Here is a 17,762-nt window from a genome sequence, read left to right as displayed (position 1 = left end):
CCTCGTCGCCGACCGCGAGTTTGTAGTACGCCGTCACCTTCGCCAAGAACTCGTTACCGACCAACGGAAAGCAGAACCTGCCGTCCGCCTCCGGCATCGAGGTGCCCCGCAACGGCTGCATATGGAAGTTCACCCAGTCGTTGCGCGCCATCGATTTCGGCACCAGCAGTGTCCACGTACCTTCTTCCACGCCCTGCCGGAACATACGCATCAAGCGCTCCGCCCGTTGCCCGAGTTCGGCCTGCTGCTGCTCCGAGAGCCGCACCATTTCCTCGGGCGGGCTGTACTTCAATGGCCTGCCGCCGAGTGCTTCCGCAACCGAGCCCAGCATTCGCGCAGTCCGGTACTGGTCACCGATGATCTTCGACCCGGGCGGCGCCATTCCACCCGCTGTCGCGGCTTCGTAGAGTTCGGCCAACATGGCGCGCTGCGTTTTCCGATTGGCCGTCCAGTAGTCCATGATCATCCCACCACCACGACGCACCGCACTACCTGCCACCAAACCGATCACCGGCCATGGCATGAATCCGAGATCGAGGGCAGCCGACGCTCCGGTACCCACCAGGTAGCCGGCGTTCTCCGCACCGGCGGTGATCAGGTTGCTGCGAACCGTATTGCCCGGTGGCGGCAACCGAGGCACGTACCCCTCACCGATGAGCCACCGCATGTGCTTGTCCAGTTCGGTGCGGATCTGATCCCGGCTCGCCTTCTCGTCGACAACCAGAACGTACTGCTCCTTGTGGATCCACCGACCACTCACCACGACACCGTCCGGCAGCGACGCGGTGCGCAGCTGCACCGTGGGCCCCGACGTCCAGAACACCCGGTTGTAGAACCACGACCACACGTACACGGTGTCTTTCACCGGATGCAGGGCGCGCTGCGGATCCGGCTGAGGGTACCGGTCGAGCGGATGCCAGAGCTCGAGCACCGGCGGCAGATCGGTCCTCGCCGCGCGGGCCTTGGTGATCGTGCCGAAAGGGGCGGCGATATCACCGAGGTTCGCGTCGAGCATCCATTCGGTCGCACAGGCCAACGCCCGGTTCGGGTGCTGCCCGAGGTTGCAGTAACCCTCCAGCCAATCGACCTTCCGCGGGGTGAAGCTCGCCAGCGAATAGTCTCTCCACGCTCGCAGGCACCGGATACGCTCTTCGGCTTCCTTTCCCAGCACCGCGCTCAGCCGAAGGCCGTCGTCCCAACCCACCACTTCGCCGTCGACAACATGCCGTGCGGAGCCGGCCACCAGCCGGCGAATCCGGCCTTCGACCTCCGTCAGCTCCGCAATCCACCGCTCGACGCGTACCAGATCCTCTCCCCGACCCGCTTCGGGCAGCGAGTCGATGTGGGCACGAAACTCGTCCGCCCACCGTTCGTTCGCTTCCAGGGCCGCGTTGAGTTTGCCCACGAGCCACCGGTTCTTGGCGAGTTCGTCGGCCAGTATCGTGAGATCGCGCAAATCCTCGGCGCGCCCCGGCCATCGACTCGTCCACAGCCGGCGGAGGCCTTCGATCCTTTCCGGTGGGTGCGCTGCGTTCTCGTGGCCGGGGTCTCGGGCGTTCAGAGCGACGAGACTGCCGTCGATCTCGGTCAAGTAGGCGACGAATGCCTTGCCCTCGGCTATCTGCCCCTTGTCGTCTACGAGGTGCGTGTGGTTGTTCTCGGGCGTCCAGTACTCGCTGTGATACAGACGGATTCGTGGAGCGGTACCCGGCATGGGGGTATCGATAGCAGTGTCATGGATGTACAGGTCACCGGCAACCATGGTGAGCAGCCAGCCGTGGCCGTCGGCCACGATCACGGCGGAGTCGCCGTCCCTGCCGCTGGCGCGCAGGGTGGCGGCGACCTGGGCGGTGAGGGGATCTTCGGGGTCGTCCCGGTGGCGGGGGTGATCTGTGATGGGTAGTGAAGTGATATCGACGAGGTCGGCGGCGACCTTGTCTTCGACGATTCGCCAGTTGTCCACGGCATCCCATGCCGGGTTGTTCTCGTCCAGGTCGAGGTCGGGTGCGAGGCCGAGTGCGCGCAGCACCCGAACCATACGACGAGCACAGATCTCGTTGCGAAGGCCGGCCTCGCGCGGCGCCGGACCATGGGGTGCCACCGGCACGGCCTCGTCGAAGACTCCGACCCGGAGATAATCCGACAGCAGCCGGGGAGCGAGCTCACGGGCGATCCGCACACTCATCCGCTGCACAGCGGTGTCCTGCCCACGATCCGGGGCTCGGGTTCCGGGCGCGAGGATGCGCTGCTCGAAGAGGTCGTACTCGGCTTCGGAGAGCAGTCGAGACGCATGATCCGCCAGCAGCGCCCGATCCCGGGTCGCCGCTTCGGCCACCAGACGCGGCGCGACCGCCTCCGCGCCGCCGAGCGCGACGACCAGCCGCCGGAGTACGGCACCGGTGGTGACGTCGGTGGACGTGCGGCCCGGCTCGTCTGTTGTTCGTCCACCCGGCTGCGCCGCGACCTCGCCCATGTACCGAGCGGTGACCGATTCCTGCCAGTGGCCGGGGAGCTCGGCGAATGCCCGGCGGAACTCGAGGTCGTTGGCACGTGCCAATACTTCTCGGTCCGCTGCAGCGGCCGCCTGCTGTAGAGCCTGCCGGAAGCGACTGTGTTCCGCGAACCGCTGCGCGTCCCGGACCACGTCCTGGGCCAGCGCGGAAATCCAGTGTTCGGTATCGGCATCGTCGGCCAGCGCTGCGACACCGCGCTGCGCGCGCTCCACCGCCTCGATGGTCAGCATCGACACCAACGGTTCGGTTACTGCCGAATCCGTTATCCGGGCCCGCGCCACCTCGCGCAACCGCTCCCACGGGAGCGCGCGCCACTTCGGCCCCACCCGTGCCGGATTCCGGACGAGATCGGCCGGAAGCCTGCCCGTCCATTCCTCGGCCAGCGTACGCGCCCATTGGTCTACCGCCGCTTCGTTGCCGCCCTCTTCCGAGGCCGCTGTTGCCCTGGCATCATGCCGGTCCACGAAGTACCGCGTGTACCTATCGCGCATCGGCGCGGACAGTTGTGACGTCAGCGCTTCCAGCGCCTCGGGGCATTCGGTCACGATCTCCCGGATCACCGCCACTGCTTCGGTACCGAAACGCAGTTCTCCGCCGGTGAGCAAGGCAGCCAGCCGGACCGCGATCCGGCGCCGGTGCTCAGCGACCGAGCCCGGGGAGCGGCCCAGCAGTTCGGCCAGTTCGCGAACCGGCCAGTTCTCGACGAACAGCCTGGCGGCGACATCCCGATCTGTTTCCGGAAGTTTTGGAATGATCTGCTGCAGCCGGGTGCGCGATGCCGCGTGCACCACCGGTAGCGCGGCACTGCGCCGTCGCGTCGCCGCCACAACGGCCTGCTGCGACTCACCCACCACCGGGACCGGTGTGGCAGGTGAGCCGGTCCGGACGCCGGTGGATTCGAGGATCACACCGGAGCGAACCGGCTGATATCCCAGCTTCCGCGCCGCGGCCAGTACTCTGTCGCGCGCCCCACGATCGGCCGGAGTTTCCTTGTCGCCGAGTATCCTCGCGACGATCGGCCGTGTGACACCGGCTTCGCGGGCCACATGGTCCTGGGTGGTCCGGCGCAGTACACCACCGGCCGTGTATCGGTCCGGAAGATCGGCGGGCAAGAGTTCGATAACCAGACGCGCCAACCGATCGCGGACCCGGCCGACCGTGGTCTCGCTTCGCCGCAACGCCGAGGCCACCTGATCGACCGGCTGACCACGCAGGAAGTAGCGGTCGAACACCTCCATATCCATCGGCTTGGCGATCCGCGTCAGCGGAATCCGGCATTGCTCCAACAGCTGCGATTCCCGGGCCGCCACCGCTTCCACCAGCAACAAGGTCTGGTTCTCGCTACGGGGCGATTCTTGCCGCGCTGCTCCGGCCGCCTTACCGGCGCGTCCCCCTTCCTCCGACGCTGCTGCTGCCTTCCGCTCGTCCGGAACACCCGTCTTCCCCTGCGGCTGCGCTTCCGCCGCCAGCCCGGCCATTCTCAGCAGGTAGGTATCGAAACCTTGTGCTGCGACACTCCCGGGTGTCTCGCCGAGAAGGGCTGTGGCTGGGCCGTACCTCGCTCCCACCCCGGCGACAGCGCCGGAACCCGGATCCCGGCCGAACATCGACTCCAGCGGCAGCGGCGCGAGTTCCCGATCGCCTGCGTCGGGCACGACCCGGCCCTCGGCGGCCACGACCGCCCACACCCGGCTCGGCGCGACGTGGCCGGCATCCCATTCGTGGAAATCCACCGCCGCGTCACCGTCCAGCACCACGACCTGGCCGTTCCGATTCGCCAGCGCCACCGCATGACCCATCCCGGAGCCGTCGTATTCCTCCAGCAACACCGCTGTGGCGGTCGGACCGCCGTCGGCCACCGCCTGCGCGACAGCCGCCCGATCCGCGAAACCCGCCGGGCGGTGGCCGCGCAACGCCTCGACGATCTGCTGCCCAGAAACCCCTTCGGCACCCACCGAGGCGATACCGGATAGATCCACCAGGTCATCGCGGCCCAGCACCTGCACGAAATTTCCGAAAGCTACTTGCACACAGTCGTTTCGGTGTCCCCGTTCGCCGTGCGGCACCCGTTGGGCTCTCGAATCCGCCGGCCCGCCGTCGGACGACAGGTCGGTACCGTCACCGGGTGCATGCCGCGCCAACTCGGCCAAACGCTCCAGGTACGAACGGTATTTCCCTTCCATGCCCAGGCGCTGGAACTCCGCTTCCGCCTGCATGATTCGCTGCTGTATCGCCTGGATCCGTGATCGCGGCACATCGTGATCGACCCAGACTTCGGAGCCGTCGGCCGCGCGCCGGACGAAGTGCTCGGACAACTGCGGACCGATATCGGGACCGGACGCCTCGCTCAACCGAGGGTCGGTGCCGAGCACTTCCCCTGTATCGGTGACCTGCCAGGCCGGCGAGTGCGCGGGGATGGCGGCCACCGCCTCGAACATGCCGAGTCTCTTACCGCTCGACGAATGGTGGTAAGCATCCCGGGCAGCGCTGTCCGCCAGGTCGGTGTCGGTGGGTTCCTCGCGTTTCCGCCGATAGTAGCTGCGCTCGGAGACGCGATGAAATTCCGCGGGCTCGACCCCGCACGCCGCCGCGAGCAGGGTTTCGGCTTCTGCCGCGTTCACCTCGTCCGGGTCGGCCTCGACCAGGACCAGGCGGGCGTCCTGCGGAGCGGGCCGCATCATCATCCCGTATGTATCGGGTGCGCGTTCCTGCTCGAGGATGAGTAGTTCGGCCACTTCTTCGGCGAACGTCCGGCCATCCGCGAGAGCCGCCGGCCGGTCGGGGCGCGCGCGCCAGTACTCGGTTGCGGGGTCACGCTCGGGCGAGAAGTCCGGTTCGAACGGTTGCTGCGAGATACGCCCGTGTCGATCCACCAGGACCTGTACGTACCCGATTTCGATATCCACTCCCAGGGCACGCAGTCGCGCGGGGTGCAGTTTCGATGTTCGTTCCACCCGCCCGGGCAGCTGGGCCTTCGGAGCGGTGATCACAATCCGAGACGGCCGGCCGTTCGCGGCCGCGATGAAGCCGGAGCCTTCGTCGAACAACATTGCGTTGTCGGCAACGAGGACATCACGCGCCGCTACCACCGACGCTTCTTCGAGTATGCCCGCGCAGCGCTCTTCCGCCCTTCCGAGGTCTTCGAGCAGTACCTCTGTTCGACGGGCGACTTCGGCTGTCACCGATCCGCTGATTCCTTCCGATGACGCTGCCCGCAGCGCCTGGGATATCTCGGCGATCTCCTTTCCGGTGACGTCTATACCGATATCACGGCACCATCGAGTGATATCGGCACGCAATTCGTCCGCACGTGCGAAAGCGGCATCGATGCGCTTCTGCACGGTGTCCCGTACATGTCCTGCGCGTACGGTGGGATCGGGTCGCCACCCTTTCCACTCCGGCGCCCAGACCGTATATCTCGCGGAGTCGATCAAGGCTTCGTCGGCCGTGGACAGCGGCTTCTGCTTCGCGCCGGCGGTCGGTGCGGCCTGTATCGGAGTGCTGAAGTCGGCCGTGCCGTCGGGGACCGGAATGTCACCCTTCTTCAACGCCGCTGCGACCTTGCGCCCCAGCGCCTTCATGGACCCTGCTCGCGTCCCCTGGAACCAGTAAGCCAGCACATTGTTCGGATTGGAGGACTTTCCGCGATCCAACGGCGGCGCGACCCGATAGCCGCCTTCGCCGTCGGGCCGAGCCCGCAGCCGGAGCCGGATACCGGCGATATCGATGCCGATAGTATCCCCGTAGAGCCCATCAGAATCGGACCAGTACACGGCAGGTCGGATCTCCCCGGCGAACAGCCTGCGCACGACTTCCTCCGGTCCGAACGGCTCGGTAGGAACGTTCGACTCGGTAAGGCGAAGGCCGAGTTTCACCAGCTCCGAGGAGTCATCGAGCTGCTTGTTGTGCTGCGTCGATTTCTCTATCGGTTCGAGTACCGGGTCGAAGAGCGTCGTGAACCGGGGGATCAGCGGACCGAATCTGCCCAGCGGCTTCAGCCATTTGCGGAAACCGACGCCCTTCAGCAGTCCGCGCGCGGTGTAGGTGAGGTAGGCCTCGAGCAGCGCCGCCTCGAATTCGAACCGACTGGGATTGGGGTGCTCGACAAGGGACCGGTTTTCGGTGATGTCCAGCGATCCGTCCGGCCGCACCTCCGCGGCCAACTCGGTGATCCGGTAGTGCCTTGCCGCGGCAGGCGTGGCCACCCGTCCGAATTCGGACCGGTCGACGGCAAGCCGAGCGAGCGCCGCACCGTAGCGGTGACGCACCGCGACGACGATCAGCTGGTCCCGTTCGGACCCGGTGCCCGGTATATGGATCACATGGTCGCTTACGGCTGTGCCGTCCGGGTATCTCGGAAGCAGTTCCTGGATCGCCCGGCGGGAAGCCTCGTCGTCGAGCCGGGCCAGTTCTCGACGGTACTCGGAATAGGACCTGTACATTTCGAGAAGTTGTTCATCCTGGCCACGCAATTCCGTGCGCCGTCTCTCGATGCGGTCGAGCATCCGCCTCAGATCGGACAGGGGATGAATATTGTCCAGTCGTTTGCCGAGAATATCCAGCGGAACCTCGGCGAGCTCGGCCGGATCGACCCGCAATTGCCGGGCCAGTGCGTCCCACTCGCGGGCTACCTCCGCAAGGTACTTCTCCGCTCGTTTCTCAGCGTCCAGGTCATTGTTGAATTTCTCCCAGGTTCGCCCGACCTGGAATTTCATCTCGATCCAATGTTTCAAGAGGTGGGAAACCCACTGCGCGGCCGCACCCAGATCCTCGATACCCCGAGATTCGGTTGTGGTGGTATCGAGATCGATGATTCCGGAGGGGCGGGGGACGGTCACATATTCGATGTGATGCCGATCTTCGAGGCGGATCGGATCAGCGGCGAGCCCGATTTCGGCCTCGCGCCACTGCGCCTGCAACCGGTCCACGGCCCGTTGATGTCTGCCCTCGACAGCGACCACGACCAGTCGCCCGTCCCCCATTCGCACGATGTCGTGGCCGTCGAGCTGCTCGCCGTCCGGCCGCGTCCGCAGTATCCCCGCGATAACCGCAGCGCATGCCTGCGCTTCCATACCATGGTTGTGCCGCATGGCCGCCGCCTCCGCGCCGCGACCGCGGCGCAGTATCTCGGGCAGCCGGGCGAGAGCACGTTCCCGGGTCAGTATGTCGTCTCGACGCATGAGCAGCAGGTGATGGTGCCCGAGTGGAACCAGGAACCGCGCCTGATCCAATTCTTCCGGCGACACACCGACTTCGGTCGCCAGCGCCGCACGATCGGCCGCTACCGCCGACTCCTGCTCGGCCAGAATCCGATTCCACACACTCTCCGACCAGGACGCGGTTTCAGAAGTGTGCGTTTGTCCGAGCATCCGGACCGCCTCGTCCAGCTCCCGCCGAGTTGCGCGAACCTGCTCAGCAATGGAAGCCCTGTCGTCCTCGCCGGGTCCGCGGTCGCCACGTGGTCCGGGCGGTGTACCCGCAACGTCCCCGCTTTCCTCCGGCGCACCCCGCAGGAGCTGACGGGGCATATCGCTCCCGGGAACGCCGACCGGTCGCTCGCCCACGCCGAGCGGGAGTCTCGGTCGGCCGTCCACGGATTCGATGCCGAAGACACTTTCGGCATCGACCTGCTGCCGTGCGGCCCATCGTCGTGCGGCAGCTTCGCCACGGTGGGTGAGTTCCCGGCCGTCGAGCCGCTCGTGGACCACGATCATGTCGAGGTCCGGATCCCAGGTAACAGTGGCCGCATGAGCACCGCGACCGCGGGTGTAGTCGATTCCGACGGTCACGGTCATCGACATGCCCTGCTCGTGCGTCTCGATAACGGTGTCGATCGGCTCGGCGAGGTCGCGATAGCCACCGGGACGCCAGTTCCCCCGGAGCGCTGCGGCCACATCGGCGGGGTCGTCGCCGGTCAAGGAGAACTGCCTAGGCACCTCCGGTCGCCGCTGCTGTTGCTCGCCCCGAGTCCGGCGGTTGGCCGTCTCGTGCGCTTCGACCGCGTAGGGAGCGCACTCGCCCTTCAGTGGCAACGGTTCCGGGGTATCCGGGCTGCGATATCCGGCGACGGCGTCACTGTCCTCGATGACGACGACGTCCGTGATCGGCCGGGCGAAGCCGTCCTGCACAACGCGCTCGATCCGCGCGAGCTCCTCGGTGCACAGTGCTACGGTGGCTGCCGCCTGGACCAGGCTGTCGTACTGCAACAGCTCGCCGGCCCACTGGACTTCCGCGGCCGATTCGCGGGCGAGCTGCTGCAGGAGTTCCGGGGTCAGATCGGTGAAGTGGTTGATCCCGAGCGCCCGTACGCCTTCGGGATCGAGCGAGTTCAGCAGCAGCTGCTGCCGTTGCGCGAAGCCGTCGCGCACCCTGCCGAGCAGGTCGGCGTCGGATTCGGTCCCGTTCAGGACGACGCCGACGGACCGGGCCGAATTCTGTACCTCGTCGCGAGCTCGTTCTCGCCGGGCGCGGACCCGCTCCGATTCTTCGAGCAGGATCTCGAATCGGCTTAATCGCGCGTCGACCGATTGCACTTCCGAAGCCCGGCGCTGATATTCCGTCGCGAGCGCGAGCAGATCCCCCAGAGCGGCGCGCCGTGGACCGTCCGCCGGCTCCACGGCGAACTGCTCCTGCAACCAGCGCAGATCCTCGGGCGCTGACAGCAAAGCGAATTCGTCGTCGCCGAATTCCGCCAGATACGCCGCACGGCGCTCATCGAATCGATGCGCGGCCACGGCCCGCGCCGAATACGATCGGCGCAATCCCGCCTGGACCGCCTCGATCGCGCGGACCTGATCCTGTGCCTCGAGGAGTTCCCGTCGTAGCGAATCCTCGGTAGCGCGGGCCGGATCGGATCCACGGCCGGCCTCGGCCAGTTTCCGTCGCAGCTCCGCTTCGGATGCTGCGGCGTTTGCTGCGTATCCGGCTGTTCTACCGCTCAGCGCGATCCGGGAACCGGACTGCCGGACACCGGTGTCCTCGATTGCCCGGACCAGTCCGTCGTCCAGTGTGTCCAGCTCGGTGTCCCGTTCGGCGATCCGGTCCGCCCAGGAGAGCAGTACCTCATAGGTATCGGCTCGGCCTCGCAGCTTCGACTTCTCCGATTTGTCGGTGCTCGACCCGAGCGCGTCGCGGGTCAAGGCGCTGAGGTCGCGCAGCCTCGCGATGGTCCGCGGCCCCATCCGTGGCTGGCCCGGGTCGTCCGGGTGATAACCGTACTGTTGCGGATCAGCGATGAACCCGCCGTGCACGCTGCGTACGGGACCCGGTAGCAGCCGGTGTGTCCGGACGGCTTCCTTTTCCTCGGCAAGAGCAGCGATCCGGGCAAGCTGCTCGGCCAGCCGACGGAAGTCGTCGACGGACCCAGCGCCCTGCTCGGCTCGCGAATGTGCGTCGTACAACGCGTCTTCCAACGCGTCGACGGTCGCGCACCATTCCAGGAAACGGCGCAGGTCGTCGACCATTCGCATCGGGACGTAGTGCCGCAAGAACTGGGCCTCCGCCGCGAGAAGATCCGAGAGTTCCGAACTGATCGGCTGCGACGGCGACCGGGGCACCCGGGCACGCAGGTCCGCCCGCTCCTCATCGACCCGGGTATCGCGCCGCAGGTCGTTCGGCGCGATACCCAGTAGCGCGGCGAACCGCTCGCGTACACGAGAGAGCTCACCGTCGGCAGCGTCCCGCGCCGGGCCGGGCTGGAGCAGATCGCCGGTATTGTGCCCCTCGGGCAGGGCATACCGCAGCCGAGCCCGTAGCTGCCGCGCTTCCGCCGCGGCATTGCGTCGCAGGACTACCAGCGACTCCGGCAGGGTCGCCGGCCGCAGGACATTCGGCGGATCGGAGTCCTTTTCCCCGAAGAGTCTTCGTAACACGCGGCGTGCACCGCCCGGAGCCACCTCGTCCGCGCGCGCACCGAGACCTGGGCCGATTCTCGGATCACGAGCGAAGAAGACCTCCGGTCCATAGCTCGGCCCTGATGCTCGGCGCCGACGCGGCCGCATATCGAGGGTTTCCCGGGGATCGAACGACTTCTGAAACGCATCGACACGACCGAAGCCCGCGCCGTCGGCGCCCCCGCCGCCTCGGAGCGGCGGCGTCTGGGCCTTCCGGCCGGGCCGGTCGACGGCGATCGCCGGATCGAGCGGAGACCCGGGGCCGGATGTATCGGTCTTCGGGGTGAAGCCGGTGTCGGCAATCGCCCGGCGGACCCGTTGCTCCGTTGCATCGCTTCGCATCGTCGCGGTGTCGCCGCGTAGGACTCGGTACACGGTTTCCACGCTGACACCCGCCCGCTGTGCGACCTCGACGACTGTCACCGGTCGCAAGACACCGCGTTCGGTGTAATCGTCCCGCAGCCCCGCCGGGAGATCCGGGGCGACCGCTCGCACGACTCGGGCGAGCGCACGATTGACCGTGCCGCGATGCACTCCCTTCGCGGCCGCGATGGCAGGCGGCGTGAGCCCTTCGGCGAACAGGTCGAAGCACGCGCGATCGAACGGTTTCAGTTCGGCGCGTACCAACTGGTGGTCGTTCTTCCATACCGAACGCACCAGTTCGAGGTCTGCCCGATCGGTGGCGCGGCTCCGGTCCCGGCCGGTGGCCGGCGCCGGACTCTCATCGTCACGAACGACCGGGATCGGTGAATTCGTCGTATCGGCGGCGACACCGGTGAGGTCTACGACCACACCGGGACGACGGCGGGTCAGTCCGAGCCGGTCGGCGATCTGCTGCACTTCCGGGCCGGGCGAGCGCCCGCTGAGTACCCGCCGCACGGTCGTCTGGCTCTTCCCGGACAACCGGGCGACATCCTGTGCGGTAGCCCGCCGCAGAGAGCCCGCGCTCGGATATCGGTCCAGCACGCTCTGCGACATGCTCATGACCAATCGGCGTGCGGCACGATGCAGCAGGCTGTGGACAGTTGCCTCACCCACGCCCAGCTCGTTTGCGATATCGGCCTGAGTCGGCTGATCCGGCGCGAAATACAGGTCGCAGACCGCCCGTTCTTCGCCGGTGAGTAGGTCGAGATAGCGGCCGACCTCGTCACGATCGTGTTCATGGATCGCCTCCGCGAGCAACAGTCGCCGCGAGTCGATTTCGAGGTACTTCTCGATGCGCTCGAGGAGCCCGGTCATCTGCCGTGGATCACCCAGTCGGGCACTCAACCGCCACAATTCCGCCAGCGGCCGATGGATGTCGGCCGGCGCCGTCCGCGTGTTCAGGTGCGGAACCGCGAGCAGTGCCGCCAGCTCGCGGTTCGAAATCATGCGTTCGACCTTCGCCCGCGCCTCGAACTCGTGACGTTGTTTCTCCCGCTGCTCCGGCGAGAGCCGGCCTGCGGCGGCGTTGTTCTGCGCTATCGTCTCCTCTTGCACAGCCCAACCCAGCGCGATGCGGTTCCCGAGCCATGGCACGACATCCAGCAGCCGGCCGGCGGCCTCCGCGTTCGCCCACTCGATGTCGGTCAGCGACCGCAGCTGGCTCCGTAGAATATCCACAGCCGAATTCAGCCGATCGCGGCTGACCATATGTGGCTCGATTCCCAACTGTCCGGCCAGACTCAGCAACTCGGCGTTGTTCGCAAGCGATGTCCGGCGGCCCGCGATGCCGACATTGTCGTAGTCCAATCCGGCTACGGCCCGGGACTTCCCGTCGACGAGTGGGCGGCGTGGTGTGCCGCCCTGCATGATCTCCCAACCGGATACGCTGCGTATCCCCGTCTGTTCGGCGGCCCACTCCGTGAACGCGAAGCGCTCACCGTTGTCGATCACCACTACGTCACCGGCGCCGGGCACCGGAACCCTGGTTCCGTCCGCACGGATCTCGAACTCGCCGTCCCAGAATGCGTGGACCGCGTGCGAGCCGGGCCGGGAGGCGTCGGTGAAACCCTGGAATCCCAGCACCACGAGTACTGCGTCGCCGGTCTGTTCCACATGCTCGGCGACCTCGCCGAGGTTGCGGTAACCGCCTTCGCGAGGGTCGGCGCCGAGCAGCTCGAACGACTCCCCGGCGAGGACTCCGGCAGGACCGGTCACATGACCGCGGAGTTTCGCCGGCGCGGCACCGCCCGCGGCCTCGTACACGCCCAGCCCCGACTGCACGAAACAGTTTCGCTGCGCCGGCTGCCACAGATGTTCGACAGTGCCGGTCGTGGGTTCGGCGCCGGCCTCGGTGCGATCGGGCGCGACGGTCGCCGCGAACACGGCGTCGACATCGGTGGCGAGCCCCTTCGCCAGTCCCGCGTCGATCCGCTCGAGCTGTGCTGTGAGCAGCTCGGATTCGGCGACATCGGCGATCAGTTGCTCCAGCCGCGCGAGCTCGGCGACCCGGTCGTGGAACACCGCATCGGCGAAAAGGTCGGCGCGTGAGAGCGTGACCATCGAGATCTGTTCGGCGGTCAGATCCGCGGCCGTCAGCTCGTGCGCGGCCAACGTATCCGAGCCGATCGTCGCGGCCAGTGCTGCCCGCCGGCCCGCCTGGAATCTGCGCAACTGAGCACCGCGCCCGGTGTCGTCACTCAGCCAGCCGAAGTCCAGCTCGGTCTGCGCCTCGATTCGCTCTTCCACCGCGGCACGTTCGTCCAGCACGCGGGTCCGCTCCCCCGCGAGTGCGTCGAGCCGGTACCCGAGATCCTGCAGGCGCTGGAGCTGCCATTGCCGCAGCTCCCGTTGCCCGGCGAGGTCGAGCAGCTCATGCAACGCGGCGCGGACCTTCAGATACGCATCGTGTTCGTAACCGTAACTGCCTCCCCGCCATTGCTCCGCACTGCGCAGTTGCTCACGTACCTGTCCGGTGTCGACCAGACCGGCGCCGAGCCCGAACCTGTACCTATCGAGAAGTTGCCGGTGCGCGTCCTGCGCGGCGACGAGCCGGACCTCCAGAACGGGCAGGTGTGCTTGCGCCTGAAACAGTGCCGCGCGCAGGCGATCGATCCCCTGCGTCCGCGTGGTCACGGCCAGCAGTTCTTCCGATGACTCGATTTCGATGTCGAGTGTCCGGCATTTCGCGGCGGCCCGGGCGCGCGCGTCCTGGGCTCCTTGGCGCTCGAGCGCCTCGGCGATCCGGCGGACCCGAGCGGGGGTGAGGATCGCGGGTGCCGTACCGAGCTGCGCCGCCAGGCCTTCCGCGGACCGGCGGCGTTGTTCGCGTTGCGTTTCCAGGTCTTTCCTGATCTGGGTCGGCGAGTCGGAGTCACTGTCCCGCGTCGTGGGCAGCTTGTGCAGATCGCGACGCCGATCCGCGTCCCTGTCGCCCAGGGCATTCAGCTCATCGCCGATCAGCGGGGGAGTCGCGACGTCGTCGAGAGCTCGGATTGCGGCAACGGCTTTCAGCGCGTCGGCCAGGCCATTACGGAATGAATCCTCCAGCGACTGCCGAACCGGGTCGGCCAAAGCCCCGGCGACCGAGTTCTCACCCTCGTGCTCCCGGACCCGCGCCATATCATTCCGGTATATCGCGGTGGCCGCCTGCTCGAGCTTCGACAGGTGCGATTGCAACCGCTGGAAATCGCCGGCTGCCGATTCATCGTGCGCGTCGAGCGCGTGGGCGTGGAAGAGAGCGGCTTCCAGCCGATCGATCCGATCGATCCGATCGTCCAGATAGGGTACGGCGTCGATCAGGTCGATCACGTCGAAGAATGAGGCGAATCTATGTGCTGCCTCTTCGAGATCGGTGGGTGCGTCATCCCGCGCCAGCACATCATCGGCATGGATGCGCAGCAAGGAACTCTCGTCGGGCGGCGAAAATCCCTCATGCTCCCGGATCTTCTCGATCAGGCGCTGCTGTGCGTACGTTCGCTCGTCGACCAGCTCACCTCTGCGCGCCAACAGGTCGGCCACCGTCATGCCCTCGTCAGTGGCTATCTCCTTCAGCTGGTCGTGCAGGCCTGCCCGCGTCGTACGCGCCAACCGTCGCACCGTAGCCAGCTCCCCCAGCCGGGGCACGATAGCTGCCGGGACCGCCGCCGGCACCGTACTGCCCGCCGTCCGGCCTCGTTGCCGGCCGGCCGGCAACGAGGCCGAGATTTTCGCCACCGCCCAGTCCGCAAAGCGTCCCCTGGGCGTGAACAGCCGACCCTGCGGCGCCGGTTTTGTGCGGGGCAGGTTCGTGAAAGCCTTCCGGTGCGGTTTCAGCTGCACATCGGTGGCAATGGACTGGATGAGGCCCCGGCCCGGCTGGTCGGTGACGAGCCGGATCCTGCGTGCCGGGTCGGTGGCGTTCTCCCGATGCGCCGCCAGTTCGGCGAGTTCGGCGGCCAGCGACCGCGCCGTGTCGCCCTGCCACAACACCACGGCGACCGTTTTATCGTCACCGAGTTCACCCGCGTAGACATCCACCGCTCGGCGCAAACCCATCCGCAGCGACGCCGTCGTGGCCTCGGTCCCCACCAGAACCACTACCTTGTCCGCGGTGCGCGGGTCCGCACCGAGGACGAAATGCTGGGCGGGCGCCACCGAATGGGTGAGCAGCGCGGGTGTATCCGGCAGGTCCGCGACCCAGTGCTGCGCGCGGCGCACGATATCGTCGTCGGTTTCGCCCCGGGTGACCTGCGCCAGATCCAAACCATCGCCCTGAAGACGGTCCGCCACCCCCTGCCAGATCTGCGTACCCCGGTTCGTATTGCTGCGGCACACCAGTTCGACCCGCGGCGCTTCGCCGTGGGGTGCCCACACCTCCCGTGCCCCGGCTTCGGCGGCCACCCACGCCGCGAGGTCGGTTCCGGCCCGCGCCTCGCGGGTGTTACGCGATTCGCCGTCGCCGTAGGAGTGCAGCACGAGCGTGGTCACCGGACGACCGGGCCGGTGCTCGAGCTCGGCGAAGTCGGCGCCGGCCCGCACCAGGTCGGTCCATTCCTCCGGAACGCCGCTGCGAACGATCGGGTGCCAGATCTCACTGTCGGGCGCGGTGTCGTCGCCGTAGGCGAACAGGAGACTGCCGGGGGCTCCACCGAGCCCCCTGCCGCGTGGGAACGACAGCAGATAGAAAGGTACGCCCATCTGCTTCGCCCGCGCCCTGCCCTCGGCGTGCAGGGCCGCGATCGTCTCCAGTTCCCGCAGTCGGTGGTAATCGTCCTCGCCGAGAGCGCCGTCGCGGGACCGCAGGTCATCGAACTCACGCCACAACTCGAGCTCGTTCAACTCGCCGCGCTTGGCGCGCGGAATACCCGCGGCTTCACCGAGGATCGCGGGATACTCCTCTTCCAGTACCGTACGTAGCTCGTCGTCGGCCCAGTCCCACAGCTGGGCATTGCTCCGGCCCCGGGCACGCGATTCCGGCGCCGCCGGTGTCTCGCCGTCGCGGTGCACCATCTGTTCGATATCGTCGATTCCCACGCGCGCCAATGCCAGCGCTATCTGCCGCGAACGCGCTGCCGCGTCCCCGGTATCGGAGGTGGCGACGGCGATGTCCTCGTCGCGTTCCACCGGCCGCGGTACCAGCTCCTCCGGCGGGTCGACCGAAAAGCCGTGCTCGTCCACCCACAGCGCGATCATCTTCTGCCCGGCCGGTGCGTCGGCGGGGCGGAAATCCTGCTGGATACTGTCGTGCCCCGCGTCCCAGCAATCGATGCGGATCGTGCCGTTGTCCACGACCGACACCAGCTCGACCATATGCCCGAGTCCCTCGGTGCCCGCGATCAGCACGAAGATCGATTTGCCGTGGCCGGCGCCGGGCTGCCGGCTCTCCGCCGCGGTAGCCCATGAGTGCAGTTCGTCGAAGGCCGCCCGCATAGTGCGCACCTGATGTGCCTTGACCGGCCGGCCCGGTCGCTCCGTACGCGCTTCGATATAACTGGACAGCGTCCCCTCACCCGGTACCGCGGGCTCGATCTCCCCGGCATCGCGCCCGGTCCGTGCCGCGTTGGCGGCCAACGCGGCGCGCCCGCATTGATCGTCGAGTCCCTCCAGTGCGGGTGGCCGCTGGTATCCGGCCATACCCTCCGCGTCGGCGATCGTGGTGACGACCCGGGCCGATGCCCCCTTGCGCGCCACCCGGATACCGTCGGTCGTACCGGCGGGCGCCTCGGGCAGCTCGGCGCCGGCCCCGGTGGCGATCCTGGACGCTTCGGCCAATCCCGCGAGCAGTCGTTGTTCGAGTTCGCGTAACTCGGCGGTGTACTGGGCGCGTTCGTTCCTCGCGGCACGGCACTCGGCGGCCAGGGCGTCGAGACCCGTCGCGTGCTGATCCAGCCGGCCGAGCCGTTGCTGCCGCCGGGCATGGTTTTCGGCCAGCTCGATCAGCTTCCGCAGTCCGGCGGCCGGCCGCGGATCGGTGCCGTCCACCGCGGCGAGCCGATCACGCAGCTGCTGCACCGCATCCGGTCCGGCTACCGGGAAGCCGAGTTCGCGATTGAGATCCGCGAACTTCACCCTGTCTGCCGACCGGTACCTGTGGGCCGTCGCCAGGGCGGCTTCGAAGGCGTGGATACCGTCGATCAGCCGTCCTGCCGCCTCGAACTCGGCCCGCGACGAATGGTGTCCTGCCTCGGCCACCTGGCACTCGAGGCGAAGCTGCTGCAGATTGTGCCCCGGCTCGCCGATCACCCCGAACAGACTCGGATATCGCGCCTGCAGTTCGTCGTGGACGCCCTGCCGAGCTGCCTCCTCGATCAGCTCGGCAACCACCTGTCCGCGCCGCCGCGCGGCCGCGACCCGGTCGGCGCCGGGCACCGGGTTCAGAAGCGATTCCAGGCTGTCGATGCCGTGCCGCCCCAGCACGTCGCGGATGAGTCCTTCCGCCACTGCCCGCGGCTGCTCGTCACTCCGGGATCTGGACCGGCCCCCGCTCCAGGGTGTAGGCGCGGGCGCGCCGGCCGGTACCGGCGCGGCTTCCTCCCCACCATGCTCGGCCGGGTTCCCGGCGATCATGCCCTGTAGCTGGGGTGTGCCCTCGTGGTCCGGGTCGCGGGTCCACGGTGAGACGGCGAGGCGGGGGTCGGATACCGGGTTCGATGACCTCGAATCGTCCGGCGCCGTCGTGGCGCTCCACGGAGTAGCCTGCGAGGTCGCGGCTGCGGGGGCCCGGCTGCTACTGGAATCGGTGTCCGTTTCACCGGACCGTACGGAACCACCGACCCGGGTCGGACCATCGATCACCACCGCCGTGATGTTGTCCGTGGTGCCGTTGGTCCCCGGCGCGGCGAGAGCGGTCCGGATCACCGCTTCCGCGGCCGCGAGCCGATCGTCCGGGGCTCTGTTCAGGGGCGCGGTGATCGCGGCGGCGAGCCGATCGTCGGAGACCCGCTTCAGCGCGCCG

The 17,762-nt window shown here is 67.7% G+C and carries 1 protein-coding gene (running past both ends of the window); it reads right to left on the bottom strand.

This entire window lies inside a single protein-coding gene on the bottom strand: locus IG75_RS0104305, encoding a LuxR C-terminal-related transcriptional regulator. The 49,161-nt coding sequence extends 16,766 nt beyond the window's left edge and 14,633 nt beyond its right edge, so the window shows coding positions 14,634-32,395, spanning codon 4,878 (partial) through codon 10,799 (partial); reading right to left, the first codon wholly in view occupies nt 17,759-17,761. The start codon and the stop codon both lie outside this window.

It is taken from the genome of Nocardia rhamnosiphila NBRC 108938, assembly GCF_000720425.1.
Lineage (GTDB): Bacteria > Actinomycetota > Actinomycetes > Mycobacteriales > Mycobacteriaceae > Nocardia > Nocardia rhamnosiphila.
The sequence above is the reverse complement of the archived record's forward strand: the minus strand, read 5'-3'. Positions and strand labels throughout refer to the sequence as shown.